This is a genomic window from Alkalibacterium putridalgicola, assembly GCF_900109825.1.
Classification (GTDB): Bacteria; Bacillota; Bacilli; order Lactobacillales; family Carnobacteriaceae_A; genus Alkalibacterium; species Alkalibacterium putridalgicola.
In genome coordinates, this window is sequence record NZ_FOBL01000036.1 from 1 (window position 1) to 21,738 (window position 21,738).

20 protein-coding genes, 3 tRNA genes, 1 rRNA gene and 1 other annotated feature are annotated in these 21,738 nt (G+C 44.4%); of the genes, 19 read left to right on the forward strand and 5 right to left on the reverse strand.

All coding sequences use genetic code 11. The annotated features are described in order from the left end of the window. Nucleotides 1-553: 553 nt before the first annotated feature. From BMX84_RS12875 to BMX84_RS10395, 3 genes are read right to left on the reverse strand one after another with little or no spacing between them, the layout of a single operon-like run. A complete protein-coding gene (locus tag BMX84_RS12875; protein WP_371860973.1) occupies nt 554-1,456 on the reverse strand; it encodes a glycine betaine ABC transporter substrate-binding protein in 903 nt (300 codons plus the stop codon). A 52-nt stretch (nt 1,457-1,508) separates the two neighbouring features. Next, the gene (locus tag BMX84_RS12880; protein WP_091489481.1) at nt 1,509-2,357 is read right to left on the reverse strand and encodes an ABC transporter permease; all 849 of its coding nucleotides are present in this window, start codon (nt 2,355-2,357) and stop codon (nt 1,509-1,511) included. Continuing rightward, nucleotides 2,347-3,555 carry a quaternary amine ABC transporter ATP-binding protein gene (locus tag BMX84_RS10395; RefSeq protein ID WP_091489483.1) on the reverse strand — a complete coding sequence of 403 codons (1,209 nt, stop codon included), beginning with the start codon at nt 3,553-3,555 and terminating at the stop codon, nt 2,347-2,349. Before BMX84_RS10395 ends, BMX84_RS12880 begins: the two co-directional genes overlap by 11 nt. A 758-nt stretch (nt 3,556-4,313) precedes the next feature. Between BMX84_RS10395 and BMX84_RS10400 the strand changes: the two genes are divergently transcribed. Next, on the forward strand, nt 4,314-4,886 hold the full coding sequence (locus BMX84_RS10400) for a DNA-3-methyladenine glycosylase I (RefSeq protein WP_091489485.1): 573 nt from the start codon (nt 4,314-4,316) through the stop codon (nt 4,884-4,886). Between the two features lies 1 nt (nt 4,887). After that, nucleotides 4,888-5,310 (forward strand): VOC family protein, encoded by a 423-nt coding sequence (locus BMX84_RS10405; RefSeq protein WP_246119140.1) that lies wholly within the window; start codon nt 4,888-4,890, stop codon nt 5,308-5,310. Nucleotides 5,311-5,381: 71 nt separating this feature from the next. On the opposite strand, the gene BMX84_RS10410 is transcribed toward BMX84_RS10405, so the two are convergent. Together BMX84_RS10410 and BMX84_RS10415 are read right to left on the reverse strand one after the other, a co-directional pair. Beyond that, the gene (locus BMX84_RS10410; RefSeq protein WP_091489487.1) at nt 5,382-6,110 is read right to left on the reverse strand and encodes an amino acid ABC transporter ATP-binding protein; all 729 of its coding nucleotides are present in this window, start codon (nt 6,108-6,110) and stop codon (nt 5,382-5,384) included. Then, nucleotides 6,103-8,280 carry an amino acid ABC transporter substrate-binding protein/permease gene (locus tag BMX84_RS10415; RefSeq protein ID WP_246119141.1) on the reverse strand — a complete coding sequence of 726 codons (2,178 nt, stop codon included), beginning with the start codon at nt 8,278-8,280 and terminating at the stop codon, nt 6,103-6,105. The genes BMX84_RS10410 and BMX84_RS10415 overlap by 8 nt, the downstream gene beginning before the upstream one ends. 365 nt (nt 8,281-8,645) lie before the next feature. Between BMX84_RS10415 and BMX84_RS10420 the strand changes: the two genes are divergently transcribed. The 17 genes from BMX84_RS10420 (at nt 8,646) to BMX84_RS10500 (ending at nt 21,729) form a co-directional block, all read left to right on the forward strand. Continuing rightward, nucleotides 8,646-8,849 (forward strand): DUF1659 domain-containing protein, encoded by a 204-nt coding sequence (locus BMX84_RS10420; RefSeq protein WP_091489489.1) that lies wholly within the window; start codon nt 8,646-8,648, stop codon nt 8,847-8,849. Between the two features lie 47 nt (nt 8,850-8,896). After that, the gene (locus tag BMX84_RS10425; protein ID WP_091489490.1) at nt 8,897-9,121 is read left to right on the forward strand and encodes a DUF2922 domain-containing protein; all 225 of its coding nucleotides are present in this window, start codon (nt 8,897-8,899) and stop codon (nt 9,119-9,121) included. 496 nt (nt 9,122-9,617) lie between these two features. Further along, nucleotides 9,618-9,923 (forward strand): membrane protein insertion efficiency factor YidD, encoded by a 306-nt coding sequence (gene yidD / locus BMX84_RS10430; protein ID WP_091489492.1) that lies wholly within the window; start codon nt 9,618-9,620, stop codon nt 9,921-9,923. Nucleotides 9,924-9,944: 21 nt separating this feature from the next. Further along, a complete protein-coding gene (locus BMX84_RS10435; protein ID WP_091489493.1) occupies nt 9,945-10,268 on the forward strand; it encodes a thioredoxin family protein in 324 nt (107 codons plus the stop codon). A 295-nt stretch (nt 10,269-10,563) separates the two neighbouring features. Then, complete coding sequence (locus BMX84_RS10440; protein ID WP_091489495.1) at nt 10,564-14,103, forward strand: endo-1,4-beta-xylanase; 3,540 nt, start codon at nt 10,564-10,566, stop codon at nt 14,101-14,103. A gap of 76 nt (nt 14,104-14,179) precedes the next feature. Beyond that, nucleotides 14,180-14,773, forward strand: coding sequence for a class D sortase (locus BMX84_RS10445; protein WP_091489497.1), 594 nt, complete (start codon nt 14,180-14,182; stop codon nt 14,771-14,773). A 101-nt stretch (nt 14,774-14,874) separates the two neighbouring features. Beyond that, nucleotides 14,875-15,183, forward strand: coding sequence for a hypothetical protein (locus BMX84_RS10450; RefSeq protein ID WP_091489499.1), 309 nt, complete (start codon nt 14,875-14,877; stop codon nt 15,181-15,183). Between the two features lie 118 nt (nt 15,184-15,301). Further along, the gene (locus tag BMX84_RS10455; protein ID WP_091489501.1) at nt 15,302-15,985 is read left to right on the forward strand and encodes a response regulator transcription factor; all 684 of its coding nucleotides are present in this window, start codon (nt 15,302-15,304) and stop codon (nt 15,983-15,985) included. Between the two features lie 17 nt (nt 15,986-16,002). Then, nucleotides 16,003-17,127 carry a sensor histidine kinase gene (locus BMX84_RS10460; RefSeq protein WP_091489502.1) on the forward strand — a complete coding sequence of 375 codons (1,125 nt, stop codon included), beginning with the start codon at nt 16,003-16,005 and terminating at the stop codon, nt 17,125-17,127. 150 nt (nt 17,128-17,277) lie between these two features. After that, nucleotides 17,278-17,463 (forward strand): hypothetical protein, encoded by a 186-nt coding sequence (locus tag BMX84_RS10465; protein ID WP_091489503.1) that lies wholly within the window; start codon nt 17,278-17,280, stop codon nt 17,461-17,463. A gap of 225 nt (nt 17,464-17,688) precedes the next feature. Beyond that, entirely contained in the window at nt 17,689-19,011 is a 1,323-nt protein-coding gene (locus BMX84_RS10470; RefSeq protein ID WP_091489505.1) for a serine hydrolase, read from the forward strand. Nucleotides 19,012-19,076: 65 nt separating this feature from the next. Then, nucleotides 19,077-19,299, forward strand: a binding site (T-box leader). A gap of 65 nt (nt 19,300-19,364) precedes the next feature. Further along, nucleotides 19,365-20,639 carry a serine--tRNA ligase gene (gene serS / locus BMX84_RS10475; RefSeq protein WP_091489506.1) on the forward strand — a complete coding sequence of 425 codons (1,275 nt, stop codon included), beginning with the start codon at nt 19,365-19,367 and terminating at the stop codon, nt 20,637-20,639. Between the two features lie 35 nt (nt 20,640-20,674). Further along, nucleotides 20,675-21,202, forward strand: a complete 528-nt coding sequence (gene msrA, locus BMX84_RS10480; RefSeq protein WP_091489508.1) for a peptide-methionine (S)-S-oxide reductase MsrA — start codon at nt 20,675-20,677, stop codon at nt 21,200-21,202. A gap of 138 nt (nt 21,203-21,340) precedes the next feature. Next, nucleotides 21,341-21,456: ribosomal RNA gene (gene rrf / locus BMX84_RS10485) — 5S ribosomal RNA — on the forward strand. A gap of 9 nt (nt 21,457-21,465) precedes the next feature. Continuing rightward, a tRNA-Val gene (locus BMX84_RS10490) sits at nt 21,466-21,538 on the forward strand. Nucleotides 21,539-21,547: 9 nt separating this feature from the next. Continuing rightward, nucleotides 21,548-21,620, forward strand: a tRNA-Lys gene (locus tag BMX84_RS10495). 27 nt (nt 21,621-21,647) lie between these two features. Next, a tRNA-Leu gene (locus BMX84_RS10500) sits at nt 21,648-21,729 on the forward strand. The last annotated feature ends 9 nt before the right edge of the window (nt 21,730-21,738 follow it).

Consider the following 21,738-nt stretch of genomic DNA (forward strand, 5'->3'; position numbering starts at 1 on the left):
AGGCGCGGATGCTGATCCGCGCCTTTTTCATTTTAAGAATCGTTGTATGCACTGATTTTATAGATGATCTAAAATTACTTTCACCGGTATAATGACCACTTTCTGAGGAGTAGACTGCAGAACTAGTCACAATTCTTATATTAGAACAAGTTTTTGAGGATGGAGATACCAGAACTAGTCGCAATATCGATATTAGAACAAGTTTTTGAGGATGGAGATACCAGAACTAGTCGCAATATCGATATTAGAACAGGTTTTTGAAGATGGAGATACCAGAACTAGTCGCAATACTTATATTAGAACAAGTTTTTGAGGATAGAGGTACCAGAACTAGTCGCAATATCGATATTAGAACAAGTTTTTGAGGATAGAGATACCAGAACTAGTCGCAATATCTATAAAGGAGCAGATCAGTGAATGGATATCTTCTGAACAGATTCCTAACTTGATTATTTGGTAGTGTCTACAAGGACACAGGAGTTGATTGAGAAAAAAACTTTAAATGTAAAAAAAAGACTGGGACACGGGTCCCAGTCTTTTCATTAACTATGATTTATTCTACTACGCCTTCTGTCCATTCAGAAACTTTATCCTGATTGTTTTCAATCCAGTTCTGAGCAGCTTCTTCAGGGTCAACACCATCTTGGATTTCTAACATGACAGATTCCATATCAGAAGCTTCCCATTGGAAGTTATCTAAGATTTCGTAAGCTTCAGGCATGTCTTCTTCCAGACCTTCACGTACGAATGTATCAATGGTTTCTTCGCCACCGAAAGAACCTTCTGGATCTTCAAGGTATTTCAGATCGTAAGACTGGAATTTCCAGTGTGGAGACCAGCCAGTTACGATGATGTCTTCTTCACTTTCATAGGCATCAGCTAACTGAGTGACCATTGCACCAGATGAAGATGTCTGAACATTCCAGTCTGATAAGTTATCATAATCTTCTGTTGCTTGTTCAGCAGCAGCTACAACACCGGCACCGGCTTCGATACCTGTGATCGTCTGATCTGCTTGATCAGTTAAGTCGGCGATGGAATCGACGTCCATATATTCTGGAACAACTAATCCGATTTTTGCGCCTTCCAAGTTAGGTCCTAAGTGAACCATATCGTCGGAATAATTTTCAAATTGTGGTGCGTGTGTACCAGGCAACCAGGCTGATACCATAGCATCAGCTTCATCGTTAGCAACAGCTTCCCACATGATGGCATTATCTAAAGCGACTAAGTTGACGTCATAACCAACGTCTTGCAGTACTTGACCAATGACATTGGTTGAAGCAATTTCTGAATCCCAGGAAACGTAAGCAAGTTCGACTTCACCACTTAAAGATCCATCCGCTGTATCTTCGGTTGTGTCTTCTGTTGTATCAGCGTCATCTGAACATGCTGCCAAGAATAATGCTGATGCAGATAATGTTGTTAAACCTAATTTTTTCCATGTGTTTGTCAAAATAAAAACCCCTTTTAATTTTATTAAATCTCGTTAAATTTGTTTGATACGATTAGTCTTTATTAAAGCCTTGAAGCGTTCTGTCTAAGATGATAGCCAGAACAACTAAAGCGAATCCTGCAACAAAGCCAGGTCCGACTTGAGCACGCTGTAAGGCGTTGATGACACGTTCACCTAGTCCAGGTGCACCGATCATTGAGGCGATAACGACCATTGACAAGGCAAGCAATACGGTCTGGTTGATACCAGCCATGATCGTTGCTTTAGCTAATGGCAGCTCAACCTTGAATAACTGCTGAGAGCCTGTACTACCGAATGACTGAGCGGCTTCCACCATTTCATCAGATACTTGTCTGATACCAAGGTTCGTGAAACGAACAGTCGGTGGCAGAGCAAAGATGACAGCTGAGAATACACCAGGCACCATACCGATCCCGAAGAATGCAACAGCTGGAATCAGGTAAACGAACGCCGGCATGGTCTGCATGAAGTCAAGAATAGGCGTGATGATAAAGTTCGCTATCTCGCTCTTAGCCATGAGTATGCCGAGGGGCACCCCAATAATGATGGATAGTAGACTGGCTACAATAACCAGTGTAATGGTAAACATCAATGGTTCCCATAATCCCTGGTTGTAAATGTAGATCAAGCCGAGCACCGTAAAGGTCGGCAGGCCCCACTTTTTGCTGCCTGCGAAAAAGGCCAGTGCAGTAAGCAGGATGATAAAGACGACCGGCGGAACCAGAAGCAGTAACTCAGTCATTGAGTCCATGACCCAGTCACCACTGTCACGTAAAGCATCGAAGAGCCATGAAAGGTTATCTGTCAGCCAATCGATGAAATTGGCCATCCAATCGGCTACTGGAATTTCTGGGATGACATCTAAAATACTATTCTCCATTATTAGATTCCTCCTCTCTTTCTTTAGCTAAGGCACCGATAACTAAACTACGGATAACGATACCCTCTAGTCTGTTGTTTTCATCTACGACGGCGACAGGTGTGTCTGAATCGTAGATTATATCATATAAGTCACCGATCAAGGTGTCTTTAGCCACTCTAGGAATATCTGTACGCAGAATACTGTCGAAGTTTCGAATGTTCGATTTAACAGCAGCCAGGACATCCTTATCTGTGACATACCCTTTCAACTGATGCTGGTCATCGATGACCAGCATACTTGACAAGCCTTCAGCTTTCATTTGTTGTGCAGCGACTCTTGGTCCTTGTTTATTGGCACGCAGAGTCTGAGGACGGATCATAATATTTTCTGCCGTCAGGACTTTAGAACGGTCAACGTCTTCGACGAAACGTTCCACGTAGTCGTTAGCAGGATTGGTTAAGATCTCTTCACCCGTACCGACCTGAACGACTTCCCCATCTTTCATGATGGCGATGCGGTCACCGATACGCAGTGATTCATTTAAATCGTGCGTAATGAAGATGATCGTTTTGTGCATTTTCTCCTGCATTTCAAGCAGTTCGTCCTGCATATCACGACGGATAAGCGGGTCAAGTGCTGAGAATGCTTCATCCATGAGTAATACTTCCGGATCATTTGCTAAAGCACGTGCCAAGCCGACACGCTGCTGCATCCCACCGGATAACTGGTTAGGCTTCTGATCCTTATATGGAAGAAGTCCGGCATTATCAAGTGCTGCTTCAGCTTTTTTCTGACGTGTTTCCTTATCTACGCCCTGTACCTCTAATCCGTATTCTGTGTTTTCGAGAATGGTACGGTGAGGGAACAGTCCGAAGTTCTGGAACACCATAGATAATTTTTCACGACGAACTTTTCGTAACTCGTCTTTATTCATTTGAGAAACATTTTCACCATCGATCAGTATATCTCCTGCAGTCGGTTCAATCAGACGGTTGAGCATACGCACAAGCGTCGATTTACCACTACCGGAAAGTCCCATGATAACAAAAATCTCGCCTTCTTCTACTTTGAAACTTGCTGAGTTGACACCTACAGTGGCGCCTGTCTTCTCAAGAATTTCTTCTTTTGAATGACCTTTCTTGGCCAGCTCTAAAGCTTGTTTTTCTTTCTTGCCAAAAATCTTATATAAATTTTGAATTTCAACTTTAGTTGCCAAAGATTTACAGCCTCCTTAAAATAGTTTTTTCTTAATTTTGCTCTTCAATCATTGAACGGATAACGTGTGTATGGAAATGAAAAGTACGAAACAAATTAAAAACAAACGTTATCGGCGTCCTTTGCACAATATTAATTATACCAATCATGAGAACAACAGTAAAACGATTGACCCTGCTATGATGTTTTCATGCAAAATGTTTGCGGTTACGTATCCTTTTAAAACGCTATTCTAAGAATTTGTTTAAAAATGACAAAACAGTGACAAAACGGTTTCATCCGTAATAAACTTTGTGAAAATAAAGAAGTGGTATAAGAGGAATGACTCTGTTGAGCATTTTGTTCTATGCTGCATATCCTTCTTTTTTATCAAAGATCCATATTATTTTTTTGAAAGACACATCACTTGATCTGGCGTGTCTTGAATTATGAGTGATATTTTAATGTTCTGTAAATGTAAGGAGTGCTGATCACTGTGAACGTGTATGGAGATCAAGCTTGATCTTGAAATCGACGATGAGGTGCTGGCTACTATTGAAAGGACTGTGCAAAAAGGTGACACTTATCCTATACGTTAGGGATAGCTCCGCAACATAGGTGACCAGTATAAATCATCTGATAGTGTAGACTGTTTGGTTGAATGATCGTTAGAAGAGGATGTGTTCCATTGCAGATTGACAGAAGAACGTTGTGAGAGGCCAAAATAGGTATTTTTGAAAAAGTTTATTATAATGAAGAGAGAAAGGATGGGGTTATAAGATGAAACGGTGTGGATGGGTAACGGAGGACCATCAGTATGAAGTGTATCACGATCAGGAATGGGGCAGACCTCTATATGATGACCGGAAACTCTTCGAACTCTTGTGTCTGGAAGGCGCACAAGCTGGATTAAGCTGGCTGACCGTACTAAAAAAAAGAGAAGGTTACCGGGAGGCTTTCGACCAATTCGACCCCGGATTAATTAGTCAATATAATGAAGAAAAAATTCAGGAATTGATACAGAATGAAAAAATTATCCGTAACAAGCTGAAAATCAGATCTGTTGTGACAAATGCCCGGGCATATCTGGAAATAACACAAAATGGCCAGTCCTTTTCCGATTATCTCTGGCAGTTCGTCGACGGCCTGCCGATTCAGAATGCCAGATCGACCCTTGATGACATCCCGACTCAGACAGATAGGAGTCAGCGCATGAGCAGACAATTAAAGAAAGACGGGTTCAAGTTTGTGGGTCCGACGATCTGCTATGCATTCATGCAGGCAAGCGGTATGGTCAATGATCATGTAAAGGATTGTATCTGTTATGAAGAAATCAAAAATGGGAGGGAATAAAATGAATCGGATAAACTTAGTCACTGTCGGAGTGGAAGATATGTCCCGTTCGCTGACCTTTTACAAAGCCATAGGGTTTCAGACCCCTGAGACCAGCGAAAGCCCGCCAATCGTCTTTTTTGATAATGAAGGAAGTAAACTGGAACTGTTTCCTTTAAATGAACTGCAGAAAGATATCGATCCAGATGATCCACCAGAAAAATCCAGAGGAAGTTTTTCGGGCATCACCTTTGCCTGCAATATGAAGTCCGAAAGAGAAGTGGATGATATGATGAAACGGGTCGAAGAAGCGGGTGGAGATGTGGTTAAAGATCCACAGCCTGTTTATTGGGTGGCTACAGTGGCTATTTCAGAGATCCTGATGGGTATTACTGGGAACTGGCCTATGCCGCAGACTGGCAGTTTGATGACCGGAATATGCTGATCATAGAGAACGATTGAAAAGAGCAAAAAGAGCCCACCAGGGATTGATCCTTGGTGGGCTCTCGACATTTCTTACAGTATTTTATCTAAGAAGTTTTTTGTCCGTTCGTTTTTTGGATGTTCAAACACTTGAGAAGGCGGTCCGATTTCCACGATGTTTCCGTCATCCATGAAGACGACCCGGTCGGCCACTTCTCTGGCGAATCCCATCTCGTGGGTGACCACGACCATCGTCATGCCCTCTTTGGCCAGATTCTGCATGACCTCAAGAACATCACCGACCATCTCGGGGTCCAAAGCACTCGTCGGTTCATCAAAAAGGAGGATATCCGGGTCCATTGCCAAAGCCCGTGCAATAGCTGCACGCTGCTTCTGTCCACCGGATAAAGAGTTCGGATAAGCATCGGCTTTGTCTTCCATCCCCACACTTTCCAGCAGCGACATTCCTAGTTTACGTCCTTCGCTTTTCGACATGTTTTTAAGTTTTCTTGGTGCGAGCAGGATATTCTCCATCACAGTCAAATGTGGGAACAGATTAAACTGCTGAAAAACCATCCCGATATTTTCTCTCACTTTATTAATGTTCTGACTTGGGTCGGTCAAATCGTAATCATCAACGATCACTTTTCCGTCATTGACATCTTCCAGCAAGTTCATACATCTTAAATACGTACTTTTTCCCGAGCCGGATGGTCCGATGATAACAACGACTTCGCCTTCCTGGACTTCAAGATCCAGACCTTTCAGTACTTCGAGCTTGCCGAAACTTTTGTGCAGGTTTTCTGTTTTTAGTTTAGTCATTCATGAGACTCCTTTCTATCAAGTTGGAGAGTTTAGTTAGCAGCGTAATGATGATCAGATAAATCAGGCCGACAATGATCCACATGGCTCCGGACTGATAAGAACGTGCAATGATGATACGCCCTGACTGAGTCAGTTCAACGATGCCGATAACAGAAAGGATCGATGTATCTTTAAGCGTGATGACGAGCTGGTTGATCAATGAAGGGATCATGATCTTGATCGCCTGTGGCAGAACGACTTTCTGCATGGATTGTCGGTACGGCAAGCCGAGGCTTCGTGCTGCTTCCAGCTGGCCGATCGGAACGGCGGCGATCCCACCCCTGACTTGTTCTGAAATATAAGCAGTGGTATTTAAACTTAACGTAATGATCCCGGCCATGAAAGCTGTAAGCTGAATATCAAACAACTGAGGCACAGAGAAATACATAAAGAATGCCAGGACGATAAGTGGGATACCACGCAGGACCGTCACGTAGATATTGGCGATCAGGTTAAGTGCTCGGTTCTTTGTAGCACTGAAGAGACCGAAAATGGTTCCCGCAACTAAAGAAATAGCGAAAGAGACCAGAGTCAGGAGAAGCGTTCGTCCAAGTCCAGCCATCAATGCATCGAAATTGGATGACAGTAATGAGAATATGCCAGTATCTTCTGCAACTTCAGCATCTTCCGGACTGATCAGGTAGGTATCCATGATCTCGTCATATGTGCTGTCTTCCATTACATTGACCAGACCAGCATTGAACATCTCAAGCAGTTCCTGATTTTGTCCTTCATTTACAGCAAAACCGATCGGATAACCTTCTTCTGGTTGGGTAGGCAGTTTCAGCGGCAGCCCCTGCTGGATAGCGTAAGCCATAACCGGATAATCTTCGACAGCCGCATCCGCTTGTCCGGCCGCAACATCTTCATACATGTTGGCGGAATCTTCAAACTGGTTGATCGTTATATCGTACTCTTCGGCGAGCTCATCAGCGAACTGAGCGCCGGTGGTTCCGACTTTAACAGCCAATGTTTTTCCGTCTAGATCCTCATAAGACGTGATCTCGTCATTGTCCTCGTGAACCGCCAGCACAGGTCCGGCATCGATATACGGTTCGGAAAAGTCGAAGGACTCTTCCCGCTCAGGCGTGATACTCATGGCGGCTATCATGCCGTCGACTTGGTTTGTCTCCAAAGCCTGTAGACCGGCACTGAAGTTCATGGGTCTGAGTTCATAAGTGAAGCCCTGATCTTCAGCGATAGCAGCGAGAAGATCGATATCTATACCGATATATTCATTGTCATCGTTCTGATACTCAAAAGGTGCGAAGGTAACGTCTGTAGCAATGATATAAGGATCCATCTGTGCTGCAGTCTCTTCTGCACCTTCTTCTTCAGTATTCTCTGAACTGATGAGATAGGTGTCCATGATCTCGTCATACGTGCCGTTTTCTTTTATATTAGTTAGACCGGCATTGAACATTTCAAGCAGTTCCTGATTCTGGTCTTCATTGACGGCAAAACCTACAGGGTAGCCTTCTTCGGATTCAGTAGGCAGTTTCAGCGGCAGCCCTTGCTGGATGGCATAGGCCATAACGGGATAGTCTTCCACAGCCGCATCTGCTTGCCCGGCCGCAACGTCTTCGTACATGTTGGCGGAATCTTCAAACTGGTTGATCGTGATATCGTAGTCTTCAGCGAGTTCATCAGCGAACTGCGCCCCAGTCGTTCCGATTTTCACGGCCAGTGTTTTTCCGTCTAAATCATCGTAAGAAGTGATCTCATCATTATCCTCATGAACGGCCAGCACAGGTCCAGCATCGATATAAGGTTCAGAGAAATCAAAGGAATTTTCCCGCTCCGGCGTGATGCTCATGGCGGCTATCATGCCATCGACCTGATTCCCCTCCAAAGCCTGCAGACCGGCACTGAAATTCATGGGTCTGAGTTCATACTCAAAGCCCTGGTCTTCAGCTATGGCAGCGAGCAGTTCGATATCTATGCCGATATATTCACCGTCTTCATTCTGATACTCAAAGGGCGCGAAGGTCACATCCGTCGCAATTATATAAGGATCTGACTGTTCTGCTGCCTCGGCCGGTTTTTCCGGAACCAGCAAACTCGATGCGAGTGTCAACAGGAACATCAGCCCAATAAGAATATGGGATTTCTTTTTAACTTTCATCATCTTTCTCCTCTCAAATATAAGCCTAAAAAATAACTAATCATAATTTTATATTAAAATCATCTTTAAAACAAATGAAATTTTTCAAATAATACAATGAGAGAACGCTGTATGTTTGAAAAAAGAGCTTTTTTTCTCTCGATTATTGAGTGGGTTATGTCGATGCTTTTATCTATGACCGCCAATAAACGCTGATATAACAATGATTTTTAGAAAGGAGTGCGAAAAGAGGATTCGTGTTCTGCTGAAAAGATAAATTATTGATAAAAATGAAAAAAATTTAAAAAAAGGTAACACTTTTTAAAGTCATTCCGTTATTAAAGGTGTAAGCAGTGATCACCTTACAAAAAAATAGAGGAGGAAAAGATATGCAAAAAGAATGGGATGGAAGCAAGGTGGATTTATTTTTAGAAGACGCTGTAAATGAGAAATACATTCGACGTCGTTTCAATGGCGCACTGCAGGGGTTGACTGATGAACAGGTAACAGCATTTACCCAAGCACTGAGTACGGTGAATGACCTGCCCGTATCTTATGCAGCAGTGGTGGAAGAATACCGTTACACATTTTAATGACATAATATAGAAGATAATAGATAAGAGAATGAGGAGGAAACGATATGGCAAAACGATTAGAACTGCGCTTTGAAACTGGTGAAGGCAAAATAAAGGTGATCGGTATCGATCAGCCGGTGGAAAATCTTGATCCGCTGGTCGTTCAGACAGCGATGGAGCAAATCATCGGTCAGGACATGTTCGAGGTGGAAGGCATCAAGCAATTCACTAAGATCAAAGATGCCCGTTATGTTACGCGTACAGTAGACGATATCATCGCAGAAGCTTAACTAAATGATCAAAAGGAGCTGGGACAGAAGTCTCAGCTCCTTTAACGTTTTCGAATACTTTTTATAAAGGTGATCCAAATAGCAGCGCCGCCGTCCGGTCACTAGAAGTGAAATCTGTGGAGGTATAGTGACCAGTTTATGCCGTGATTCTTCAGGAAGTGGTTTCAATAGCCGTATTGCGACCAGTTTATATCGTGATTCTTCAGAAAGTGGTCTCAATAGCCGTATAGTGACCAGTTTATGCCGTGATTCTTCAGGAAGTGGTCTCAATAGCTGTATAGCGACCAGGTGATACAATGATCCACTAGGAAGTTGTTGCTATAACAATGCAATCGATTGGCAGAGTGTTTTTCTTTCTATAAAAACCTTCATTAAGTAAAAAACTGAAGGTTTTCATGTCTGTGTTGTTACGGACGCGTCGGTGAGGAAGAGAGCTTTCTAAAAGTAAGTTTTTTTGCTATACTACCAGAGTAAGAAATATAAAGGAGTTAACATCGTGAAAACTTTTCTACTAGCTCTCGTTAAATTTTATCAGAAGCTTATTTCGCCATTGTTCCCGCCTAGCTGCCGCTATTACCCGACTTGCTCACATTATACTGTAGAAGCTTTGGAAAAACATGGGGCGATAAAAGGAACGGTCATGAGTACATCGAGGATCCTGAGATGCAACCCCTTCGTTAAGGGTGGCGTGGATAAAGTCCCTGATCACTTTACCGTGAAAAGAAACCCGGATAGTGAAAATGAAGTGTATCTGGGCTCTGGCATCACCGTAAAGAAAAAAGAAGACCGATCCTCCCATTGATCGATTAAGAAGGGAATAATAATGAAAGTCACTGTAACCGAAAAGAATTTTTCAGATATGCTGAAGTCGCCTCAACCGCTTCTGCTCCACTTCTGGTCCGATTTTTGTGGTCCCTGTAAAGTGCAGTCCCGTGTCCTGGAACAGATCGATGAGAAATACAGAGATGCTGTCCTTATTGGCGACATCAACACACAGAATCATCCCGACTGGACAGAGGCTTTTGGGATCCGTTCCACCCCGACTGTTCTTGTCTTTTATAAAGGGAACCTTTCGGCCAGACTAACGGGCGTCTATTCGCTGACTAAAATCGAAGAAATCATAAGCAAAGAAGAGGTACTCGACTGAGTATCTCTTCTTTTTGTAAACAAACTAACTTAAATGATTGTGTTTTGTTACAAATGTATTACGATAACCGGGGTTACATGTCATTTTCATGTTAATTTGTTTTTTAAACAAATTAACTATTGTAAACGCTTTATTATAAAAGTAGTATATACGTAAGCGTTTTAATGCATCGCTATATGGTGTGCGAGGAGGGACAGAAGTATCTGATAGATGGTATTGCAGTTGATGATGATCAGTCTCTCATTACATAAAAGGTTGATGACAGCTCGCTTACCTAATTACAAGGAGGAAATATATGGAAAACAGCTTGAAATTAAAAGTGTTCAACGGTTTGGCAAGTGCCATGCTGCTTGCACCCATTGTCGGAACAACAACTTCGGTCGTGGCTCAGGAAGCAGATAACAGTGAAGTGACTGCCCAAACGGACGTCGTTTATTCCAATGATTTTGAAGAAGGTAATTTCCCGGATAACTTAGCTATCCAGGCTGGCAATTCAGTACTGACCCGGGCAGACGATATCGCTACTGCCGCTGGAGATGTCCATTCAGGAGTGTGGGTGACAGAAAGAGCCAATGCTTATGACGGGATCGATCTTCCTTTCGATGCGATCGGAGTGGAAGATGGAGTAACTTATACCGTTACTGTTCAAGGATACATCTCGGCAGATGAAGAGATTCCCGTAGGGGCCGAGGTCACGCTTGAAACTGTAAATGGGTATACCTGGTTGGATAATGTGCCTGCAGTCGCAGGAGAAACATTTGAACTTCAAGCGGATTATGCAGCCATTGCAGAAGGTGACGAAGCATTCAGAATCAAGACGAACGATAGTGGCATCGGAATGGAATTCGCAGTTACAGACATTACAATTACGACTGAAGCAGCTGCAGACGAAACGCCTGCTCCGGATGAAGAACTGGACACCTTATACCGCGAAACATTCAGTAACGGCATCACTCAGTCGGCCGGTGCTGCAGTTGAACGTCAAGCAGATTTCAACAATGGACAGGGTGCACTTTATGTCTCTGACCGCACAGCAAACTGGAATGGTGTCGATATCCCGTTTGAAGCAGCAGGGATGGAACTTGGTTATACTTATGAAGTAACTGTCAATGGTTACGTAGATGCAGATGTCAGTGTGCCTGAAGGGGCTCAGGCCTTCCTGCAGTCGCCGGATGACGATTACCCGTTCTTCACCGCTGCTGATTTTACAGCAGGAGAAGAATTCACCTTGGAACATTCCTTTACTTGGGACAATGCAGCGTATGAGAACTTCAGAGTCCAGTCCAACGATGAGGGAGCAGAAGTACCTTTCTATATTACAGAAATCGCAATCGAATGGAACCCGGATCAGACACCCGTGGAAGAAGAACCTGATGCAACACCGGATCCGGACGCTCCTGAAGCAGAAGAGTTTTCATTTATTGATTTTGAAGATAATACCACAAATGAATTTGGACCACGTGGCGACAATGAAATCGTAGAAGTCACAGAAGCAGAAAACCATACAGACGCTGGCTCACACAGCTTATTCACATCAAACCGAGACATGGCTTGGAATGGTCCTGCTTTAAGAGTCGAAAACTACATCAATTCCGGACAGGAATATCAGGTTTCGGCATGGGTGAAAACAGATGCTGAAACAGCAACCGAGTTTCGTCTGTCTACCCAAGTAGCTGAAGGTGATGCGGCAAGTTACAACACGATCGACTCTGCATCCATCAGTGCAGCTGACGGCTGGGTTCAATTGGAAGGCACATACCGCTACGCTTCTTTAGGCGGCGGTTTCGTAACGATCTATGTAGAAACAGCCAACGGTCTTGTCGACTTCTATATCGACGATATTGATTTCCAGGAGCTTGACTCGGAAGAAATCGATGTCCAGCTGGACCTGGCTCAGATCAAAGAAGTATACGAGGATGATTTCCTTATCGGGAATGCGATATCGATGGGCGACCTGGAAGGTCCGAGACTGGATCTATTGAATCATCACCATAACCTCGTTACTGCAGAAAATGCAATGAAACCGAGTTATGCCTATGGTGACGACGGCAGTTTCGATTTCACCGGATCCAATGAACTGGTTGAACGCGTAGCCGAAGAAGGCTTGCTGCTGCACGGACACGTTCTTGTCTGGCATCAGCAGTCACCAGAACGTCTGCATTCCCAGGAAGACGGCACGCCGTTATCCAGAGACGAAGCGCTGAGCAATATGCAGGCGCATATCCGTAATGCGATGGAAAATTATGATGCTGTCTATGGCGACGGTATAATCAGCTGGGATGTCGTGAACGAAGCACTTGACGGTGACTGGAGCAATCCTGAGGACTGGCGTGGACAGCTGCGCGATTCCGGCTGGCTGAGAGCTATCGGCGACGACTACATTTATGAAGCCTTTAAATATGCCCGTGAAGTGGCAGATGAACTGGGCCGTGAAGACCTCGTCCTGTTCTACAATGACTACAACGATGATCAGCAGTCAAAAGCCATTGCTATGTATTCAATGATCAAAGAGATCAATGAACAGTATGCTGACGAAAACCCGGATGATACACGCAAGCTGATTTCCGGCGTAGGCATGCAGGCACACTATAATGCCAATACAAATCCTGAAAATGTCCGTCTATCTATTGAACGCTTTATCGAGCTGGATATAGAAATCGGTGTGACAGAACTGGATGTAACGACACTGACACCAAATGAAACGATCGAATCAGAGCTTGAACGTCAAGCCTATCTCTATGCAAGCCTGTTCCAGATCTATGATGAATATTCCGATCACATCTCCCGTGTTACATTCTGGGGATTGAACGATACAAACAGCTGGCGTTCTGACCGTTCTCCATTGCTGTTCAACGATACACTGACTGCCAAGCAGGCTTATTATGCCGTCGTGGATCCGGAAGGCTTCCTGGCAGACTATGAAGAGGAAGAAGTTGTAGCAAACAGCGACTATGCTCTTTATGGCACACCGGAAATCAATGGTGTAACAGATGAAATCTGGGAAAATGCACCGGAACTGGATGTCAGCCGCTATCAAAGTGCCTGGCAGGGTGCCACAGGACTGGGCCGCGTACTATGGGATGAAAACAATCTTTATGTCCTTGTAGAAGTTTCAGACGGCGACCTGGACATCAGTGCAGAGAATCCATGGGAACAGGATTCTGTGGAAGTATTCGTCAACGAAACAGGAGAAGAAGCATCAACATATGTCGATGGCGTCGGTCAATATCGCGTCAACTATGAAAACGAAGCAAGCTTCAACCCTGCTGCTTACAGTGAAGGGTTCATGTCAGAAGCACGTGTAACAGATGGTGGTTATATGGTGGAAATGGCTATTCCATGGAAAGATGTGACACCTCAATCCGGCCACACATTAGGTTTCGACCTGCAGGTGAATGATGGAGAAGAAGGTTCACGAGTTTCCGCAGCAACATGGAACGATATGGCTGGACAAGGATTCCAGGATCCTTCAGTATTCGGCTTCCTGACTCTCGTCAATGACCTTGATGAAATCGGAGAGGAACCTGTCGATCCGGATGAAGATGAGGATCCAGGAACGCCTGTCGACGAAGAAGACGAAACAGATACAGAGGATGAAACAGATACAGAAGACGAATCAGATACAGATGATGACTCTGATCAAGACGAAGACAAGGATACAGATAAAGTAGTAGATGAAGATAAAGACGAAGACAAAGACAAAGATACAGATGCAGAAGATGAAGAGGGAGAAAAACTGCCTCAGACAGCTACTGCAACGTGGACTATCGGCCTGCTGGGGCTGACAGGTCTGCTATCGGGTGTTGGACTTCGCTTTATACGCAAGCGAAAATAAGGTAATATAGAAGAACAGAGAAAAGCGAAGAGTCTACTCTCTTCGCTTTTCAATTTTTCATGATGGGAGGGTTAAAATGAAAGCGTTAGCGAATGTTTTTATTATTGTCGGTTTAGCTTTTCTCGGCTGGTTTGGCTATTCTTTGTATGAGCAGGATCAAATGCAGTCCGTTACCATAGAACAGGCGGAAACAGCGATCGAAAAGCTCCGCGATGAGAGTGCCGAGGCTGACTCTCCTGATCGTGAAAAGGAGATCCTTAACTTTTCGCCAGAGATGTACGAAGCCTTTGGCATCCTGCATGTTCCTAAGCTGGAAAGAAGTATCGGCGTCGTGGAAGGGACCGATCCGGATGCTTTAGACAAAGGTGTCGGACATATGAAGAGTACGGTCCTGCCGGGCCAGGGAGAACAGATCGTCTTTTCCGGTCATCGGGACACTGTGTTCAAGAACTTTGCAGAACTGGATCTTGGCGACACGTTTGTGGTGGAGATGCCTTATGGGGACTACACCTATGAAATCAAAGATACAGAAATCGTGGATGCCGATGATACGACCGTCGTCGGAAAGATGGGCGAAGAGGTCCTTGTGGTCTCTACGTGTTACCCTTTTGACTATTTAGGTAATGCTCCAGAACGCTTTGTCTTTTATGCTTATCCAGTAGTAGAATAAGAAGAAAACCCAATTCGTTCTGAGTTGGGTTTTTAACTGACCTCCTTTCCTGTACAATTCGAATAACCTTGGAGAATAATAATAGAAAGAAGTTTATAGTCATGACAAATCACACAAATAAGAGTGCGCAGGGCTATCGAGTGCCTAAAATCGATTGGAAAAGTATGATCCGGAGCGTTTTCACGCTGGGGTTCAAGCGACGACCACATGAACAAGAAAAAGCCAAAACATATGAATACGTTTTTGAAGACAAAGGAATCGAGATAGCGGAAATCTCCCTTGATGAAAAAAGGAAGGTAGTCGCGTATAAGTCCCTGTCTTCAGTAAAAGAAAAAGAGAAAATCATATCTAAAGGCAAGTTTGAAGATGGAGATCACACTTATTATCTGGATAAAGAAACGATCAGTTGACGGGTCATAAAGAAAAATGGGAGGTATTCCGCCCCGCTTTTTCTTTATAAAAACTTTAGTATTCCTGCAGGCTATCCATGATAAAATGGAAAGGAAGAGACTAAGGAGGGACGCATGCATGCGTATATTAGTTGCTGATGATGATAAAGAGATCTGCGATCTGCTTGAAATTTATATAAATAATGAAGGGTTTGACGTTGAAAAAGCATACGATGGACAGGAAGTTATCGATAAAATACAGAAACTGGATATCGACTGCCTGATCCTGGATGTCATGATGCCTAAAAAAAGCGGGCTGGAAGTGGTCAAGGAAATCAGAAAAACCTCAGCGCTGCCAGTATTGATGCTGAGTGCAAAAACGGCTGACATCGATAAGATCAGAGGACTGACCAACGGGGCAGATGATTACGTCGTCAAACCGTTCAATCCGCTGGAAGTCCTGGCTAGAGTGAAGTCCCTGATCAGAAGAAGTACTTACGGTGCCGGTCAGAACGACTCCGGCGAACTGGAGATCGGTCCGCTGATCATTCGGAAAGACCAGCATCAGGTGGAAACGGTGGATGGCGTAGCTATTCAGTTGACGGCTTTGGAGTTCGGCATATTATACCTGCTTGCTACGAATCCTAATCGTGTTTTCAGTGCAGATGATATTTTTGAAAAAGTCTGGAAACAGGAGAGTCTCGTTCCTGCAAAGACGGTTATGGTCCATGTTAGCCATCTGCGTGATAAAATCGAAAAAGCCACAGGCGGAGAGAGCATCGTTAAAACGGTCTGGGGCGTCGGATATAAAATAGAAAGCTGACAAGAGAGGATGGTACGATGCAGCTGACGAGAAAAGAACGGTGGCGTCTCGCTTTTGAAGCTGTGGTGACAGCCGGGATCATTTTCCTCTGCTACTTTGCAGTTTATGAAATCTTCCGCTGGTTCGTCGTAACCTTTCAGGACGTTTTTGATGAATTCTGGTTTTTTGGTAATGTGGTTGAAGATATCGGCAATCAGGAACTATGGGGACTGACACCGCTGGTCTTCCTGTTCCTGACGCTAATCGCAGCAGTAGCCATTTACTGGCGACTGAAAAGACGCTACCGTCAATATGAACTGAAACATATCATCAAAGAACTTCATTATATCGCCCAGGGAAATTACGACCACCGTATCCGTGGATCTTACAGCGGAGACATCGGCAAAGTCGTCGAAAGCATCCACGTGCTGGTCGATTCTACCGTTGAAGCTATGGAAGAAGAACGGCGTATCGAACAAAGCAAGGATGAGCTGGTCACTAATGTCAGCCATGATATTAGAACACCGCTGACGTCGATCATAGGATATCTCGGTTTAATAGAAGAAAACCGGTACGGTTCAGAAGAACAGGCAAAAAAATATGTCCACACCGCTTATGAAAAAGCCAAGCAGATGAAAGTCCTTGTTGATGACCTGTTTGAATACACCACGGTCAGGCAGACAGCTGTTCCGCTGGAGTTTGTGACGTTTGATATGATCCAGCTGCTTGAGCAAGTGGCGATCGATTTTGAACTGGAAGCTCAGAAAAAAGGGAGAGACATCCAGATCTCTTCTTCTCAGAAACAAATCATGATGCGGGCTGATACGGAGAAAGTCGTCCGTGTCTTCCACAATCTTCTCTCGAATGCGCTGAAATACGGCAAAGGCGGGACTTTAGTGCAGATAAAAGTGCGAAAAGAAGGAAGTAATGTCATTGTTTCCGTAAAAAATAATGGAGAGACATTACCGAAGGAAGCGATTGAACAATTGTTTGAGCGTTTCTACCGGGCTGAAACCTCCCGCTCACAAGAAACTGCAGGGACAGGATTGGGGCTGGCAATTGCTCAAAGCATCGTTGAACTTCATCACGGCACGATCACGGCGCGTGTTGAAGAGGGATGGACGGTCTTTGATGTCGTTCTTCCGATGAATAATGACTTCTGAAAGGGGCGAAGCAGATCAAATCTGTTTCGCTTTTTTTAAAAACACAGAGAGGGGATACAACCCTGACCGCAAGCTGTATCAGTTGAAAAAAACGAGCTGTTCTTATAGGGTTAAAGTGTAGCAGCACAGAACCTAAAGGAGGCTTTTTCAATGAGTGTTAAATTTGATGTTTTCAGAGACAGGATCATCAATGCAGATACAGAAGAAGTAAAAGATCTGATCAAGCAGTTCAGACAATCCAGACAGAACGGCGATATCAGTGAAGAAGAAGAGGAAAATTTAAAAGATATCGCAAACAGAAAACTTGAATCCGGCAATGAGGACCCATCCAGTTAAAGAGATAAGTCACTAATGAAAAGTGCGACGGAAGCTGCAGAACTTCCTGTTGCACTTTTTTTGTGTGGTCAGATGACATGCCGGTGTCGGAAATATGAAAACTCCGTGAAGACGGTTGTGTTTTTTATAACGGTAGCGTACTATAAGACATGGTGAAATGAAAGTGTTCGCTGCTGATAACAAGTGGAAACAGAATCTATGAATCTGATATAGGAGTTAATTATAATGATAAAAACAAAAATGACCCGATTACTGAAACTAGCCATGAGTGCTTCTCTGGCTTTCCCCATATTTATGACAGGCACAACGGCCTTTGCTGACGAACATGAAATAGATATCGATGCAGACGCATCTCTGCTCGTGGACTTTAAGACAGGCCAGATCCTTCATGAGCAGGATGCCGATGAGGCAAAGGGTATCGCTTCGATGACTAAAATGCTGGTCGAATACATCCTGTTTCAAGAGATCGAAGCCGGGAACCTATCCTGGGACGCGGAAGTGACGATCAGCGATTACGCATATAGCATCAGTCAGGATTACGCTTTGTCTAATGTGCCTTTACATGCGGGCGGTACCTACACAGTCAAAGAATTATATGAAGCCTTAGCTATCTACTCCGCCAATGGAGCGACGATCGCTTTAGCGGAAGAAATAGAAGGGGCCGAATCAGCCTTCGTCGATCGCATGCGCTCTCTGGTTGAGTCATGGGGGATCGAGGATTATGAAATTTATAATACAACAGGTCTGAACAACAGCTACCTGAACGGGAACCATTACCCAGGCAGTGATGAGGATGCAGAGAATGCCATGCCAGCTAAAGGTATTGCCAAGGTAGCGATGAAATTACTGGAAGATTATCCGGAAGTTCTTGAAACGTCCAGCATCCCAGTGAAAACATTCAGAGAAGGTACGGAAGATGCTATTTCCATGAGAAACTGGAACTGGATGCTGGAAGGACTCGCGCATGAGCGAACAGGCGTAGACGGCCTGAAGACGGGGACAACAGCTTTTGCCGGTGCGACATTTACTGGAACGGCGGAAACTGACGGACATCGTCTGGTCTCAGTCGTTATGGGCGCAGGGGACGGTTTCACCAACCGTTCGCAGCGTTTTGAAGAAACAGCGAAACTGTTCGATTATGGCTTCGGTGAATGGGAGTATACTACCCTTGTCGAAGGAGATGTCGTGCTGATGGATGTCACACCGCTACCTGTTAAAAACGGCTTGGAGGAAGATGTTGCTCTAAAAACGACCGAAGCACTGGAGTATTATCTGCCTGATACAAGAAACAAAGATGCGATCAGTTATACGTTCGAACCAAACGAAGAATTATTGAATCAAAACGGCGAACTGGAAGCGCCGGTAGAAGCTGGAACGATCTTAGGTGAATTGATCCTGGACGACCAGGAGGGTATAGACTTCCTGGATTCAGAAGCTCAGAATTCAATACCCGTGGCTGCAGCAGATTCTGTTGAACGCGCAGGTTTCTTTACCGTGTTCTCGAACCTGGTCAAAGATTTCTTTGGCAGTCTGAGAGACCGCTTCTGATCCGTGACATAAGTGTTGACCTTTTAGAACGAAGTAAGGTAAAATGTAAGTACAGTTAAATAAACAACAGATGAACGAACTAGTAGAGGACGAAGCAAGCATAGAGAGTCAGTGGATGGTGTAAACTGATCTTGTTTATCCTGGAATCCGTCGTTCGACATTAAATAATGAAGCGATACTGCCTAAATTATTTCGGCCCGGACCGTTATCCTTGAGAGTGCAGGAAGGCAGTGAGCTGTTTTTCTGAATCAGGGTGGTACCGCGAGAAGCAGTCCTTTCGTCCCTTACTTTGGGATCAAAGGGCTGCTTTTTTAATACCCGCAAACATTCAAAACAGGAAAGAAGGAGAAGACATGATAGATATCAAACGTATCCGCAATGACTTTGAAACAACTAAAAAACGCCTGCAGACGCGAGGCGTGGCAGCGGAAGAATTGGATAACCTGAAAGCGTTAGACGAAAAAAGAAGAGAGCTCATCCAAGAATCCGAAAAATTAAAAAAACACCGCAACGATGTTTCTGCACAGATCGCTGAAAAGAAACGTAATAAAGAAGATGCATCAGAGACGATAGCGGCCATGCAGGAAGTCGGCGGGCAGATAAAAACGATCGATGCCGATCTGGAGAAACTGGAAGAACAAGTCAATGAGATAGCAGCTGGCTTGCCGAACCTTCCCCATTCCTCACTCCCTGTCGGTGAAGATGAAGAATCCAATGTGGAAGTACGCAAATGGGGCGAACCGAATGCGTTTGACTTCGAGCCGAAACCGCACTGGGACTTAGGTGCAGACTTAGGTATCCTGGACTTTGAACGCGGTGCGAAAGTGGCCCGCAGCCGCTTCCTTTACTATAAAGGATTGGGTGCTCGCTTAGAGAGAGCGCTGTATAACTTCATGCTGGATATGCATACGACGGAACACGGCTATGAAGAAATCATCCCGCCTTATCTGGCAAATGATAATGCCTTATACGGAACAGGTCAGTTCCCTAAATTCAAGGAAGATGTATTCCAAATCAAAAATCACCCGCTGACACTGATCCCGACAGCAGAAGTGCCTTTGACGAACTACTATCAGAAAGAGATCCTTGAAGAGAAAGACCTGCCGAAATACTTTACAGCTCTATCCCCTTCATTCCGTTCTGAAGCAGGCAGTGCCGGCAGAGACACACGCGGGCTCATCCGTCTGCATCAGTTCAACAAAGTGGAGATGGTCAAATTTGCCAAGCCGGAAGATTCTTACGATGAACTGGAGAAAATGACTAATAACGCCGAAGCCATTCTGCAGAAGCTGGGCCTTCCTTACCGCGTCGTCCTGCTTGCGACAGGTGATACCGGCTTTGCAGCAGCGAAAACCTATGATCTGGAAGTTTGGATCCCGGCTCAGGACACCTATAGAGAAATCAGCTCATGTTCAAACACAGAAGATTTCCAGGCGCGAAGAGCTATGATTAGATACAGAAAAGAATCAGATGGTAAAATAGAATATGTACACACCTTGAACGGCTCGGGATTGGCTGTAGGTCGAACAGTTGCAGCCATCATGGAAAACTATCAGCAGGCTGACGGCAGCATCAAAATACCGGAAGCTCTCGTACCGTATATGGGTGGCGTTACCGAAATCCGTTAAGTCAACTCAAGGAACAGCAGTAAAGGAGAATGTAAATGGTTAATGAACAAAGAGCAATATTCGCGGGTGGTTGTTTCTGGTGTATGGTCCAGCCTTTTGATTCATTACCAGGTATCCTTTCGATCACTTCAGGCTACACAGGCGGACATGTTGAAAATCCTACCTACCGGCAAGTGACCAGTGGGCGGACAGGTCATACGGAAGCGGTGGAAATCGTTTATGATCCGGACAAGATCTCTTACAGGGAACTGGTAGAAATTTACTGGCGACAAACAGACCCAACCGATGCGGGCGGGCAGTTTGCGGACAGAGGCGACTCCTATAGACCGGTTATTTTCTATTTGAATACGCATCAAAAAGAAGTGGCTGAAGAATCAAAAAGAGAATTAGAACAAAGCGGAAAATTTGATGATCCGATCCTCACTCAGATAGAAGAAGCCGAACCGTTCTATCCGGCTGAAGATTATCATCAGGATTATTACAAGAAAGAATCAGCTCATTACAAAAGGTATAGTGTAGGTTCCGGGAGAGCCGGGTTTATAAGTAGACACTGGGGAAATTAAATAAGAAAACCATAAGATAACACCTTCTTTGTCGATTATTTTTAAAAATATTAAAAATATAGTTGACAAAGAAGGAATATCTTTGTATGATATAAGAGTTGCTGCAGTAATTGTTTCAGCAATTCAAAAAATATAATGTATAGTGATAATGGCGAGAAGGACCCACCTGTTTCCATTTCGAACACAGTAGTTAAGCTTCTCAGCGCCGAGGATAGTGAAGGGTTTCCCTTTGTGAAAGCAGGACATTGCTATGCAGTATATTCGGAGGTTTAGCTCAGTTGGGAGAGCATCTGCCTTACAAGCAGAGGGTCAGCGGTTCGAGCCCGTTAACCTCCATTGCCTTTAGAGCCGTTAGCTCAGTTGGTAGAGCATCTGACTTTTAATCAGAGGGTCGCTGGTTCGAGCCCAGCACGGCTCATATATATAAAGTTAAACCTTTATATATGCGGATGTGGCGGAATTGGCAGACGCACTAGATTTAGGATCTAGCGCTTCACGGCGTGGGGGTTCAAGTCCCTCCATCCGCATTGCTTCAT

Bases quoted from the DNA above. Each gene is read 5' to 3' on its own strand.
- BMX84_RS12880 (WP_091489481.1), bottom strand. From the start codon at position 2,357: ATGGAGAATAGTATTTTAGATGTCATCCCAGAAATTCCAGTAGCCGAT.
- BMX84_RS10400 (WP_091489485.1), top strand. From the start codon at position 4,314: ATGAAACGGTGTGGATGGGTAACGGAGGACCATCAGTATGAAGTGTAT.
- BMX84_RS10405 (WP_246119140.1), top strand. From the start codon at position 4,888: ATGAATCGGATAAACTTAGTCACTGTCGGAGTGGAAGATATGTCCCGT.
- BMX84_RS10410 (WP_091489487.1), bottom strand. From the start codon at position 6,110: ATGACTAAACTAAAAACAGAAAACCTGCACAAAAGTTTCGGCAAGCTC.
- BMX84_RS10415 (WP_246119141.1), bottom strand. From the start codon at position 8,280: ATGATGAAAGTTAAAAAGAAATCCCATATTCTTATTGGGCTGATGTTC.
- BMX84_RS10420 (WP_091489489.1), top strand. From the start codon at position 8,646: ATGCAAAAAGAATGGGATGGAAGCAAGGTGGATTTATTTTTAGAAGAC.
- BMX84_RS10425 (WP_091489490.1), top strand. From the start codon at position 8,897: ATGGCAAAACGATTAGAACTGCGCTTTGAAACTGGTGAAGGCAAAATA.
- BMX84_RS10435 (WP_091489493.1), top strand. From the start codon at position 9,945: ATGAAAGTCACTGTAACCGAAAAGAATTTTTCAGATATGCTGAAGTCG.
- BMX84_RS10440 (WP_091489495.1), top strand. From the start codon at position 10,564: ATGGAAAACAGCTTGAAATTAAAAGTGTTCAACGGTTTGGCAAGTGCC.
- BMX84_RS10445 (WP_091489497.1), top strand. From the start codon at position 14,180: ATGAAAGCGTTAGCGAATGTTTTTATTATTGTCGGTTTAGCTTTTCTC.
- BMX84_RS10450 (WP_091489499.1), top strand. From the start codon at position 14,875: ATGACAAATCACACAAATAAGAGTGCGCAGGGCTATCGAGTGCCTAAA.
- BMX84_RS10455 (WP_091489501.1), top strand. From the start codon at position 15,302: ATGCGTATATTAGTTGCTGATGATGATAAAGAGATCTGCGATCTGCTT.
- BMX84_RS10460 (WP_091489502.1), top strand. From the start codon at position 16,003: ATGCAGCTGACGAGAAAAGAACGGTGGCGTCTCGCTTTTGAAGCTGTG.
- BMX84_RS10465 (WP_091489503.1), top strand. From the start codon at position 17,278: ATGAGTGTTAAATTTGATGTTTTCAGAGACAGGATCATCAATGCAGAT.
- BMX84_RS10470 (WP_091489505.1), top strand. From the start codon at position 17,689: ATGATAAAAACAAAAATGACCCGATTACTGAAACTAGCCATGAGTGCT.
- serS (WP_091489506.1), top strand. From the start codon at position 19,365: ATGATAGATATCAAACGTATCCGCAATGACTTTGAAACAACTAAAAAA.
- msrA (WP_091489508.1), top strand. From the start codon at position 20,675: ATGGTTAATGAACAAAGAGCAATATTCGCGGGTGGTTGTTTCTGGTGT.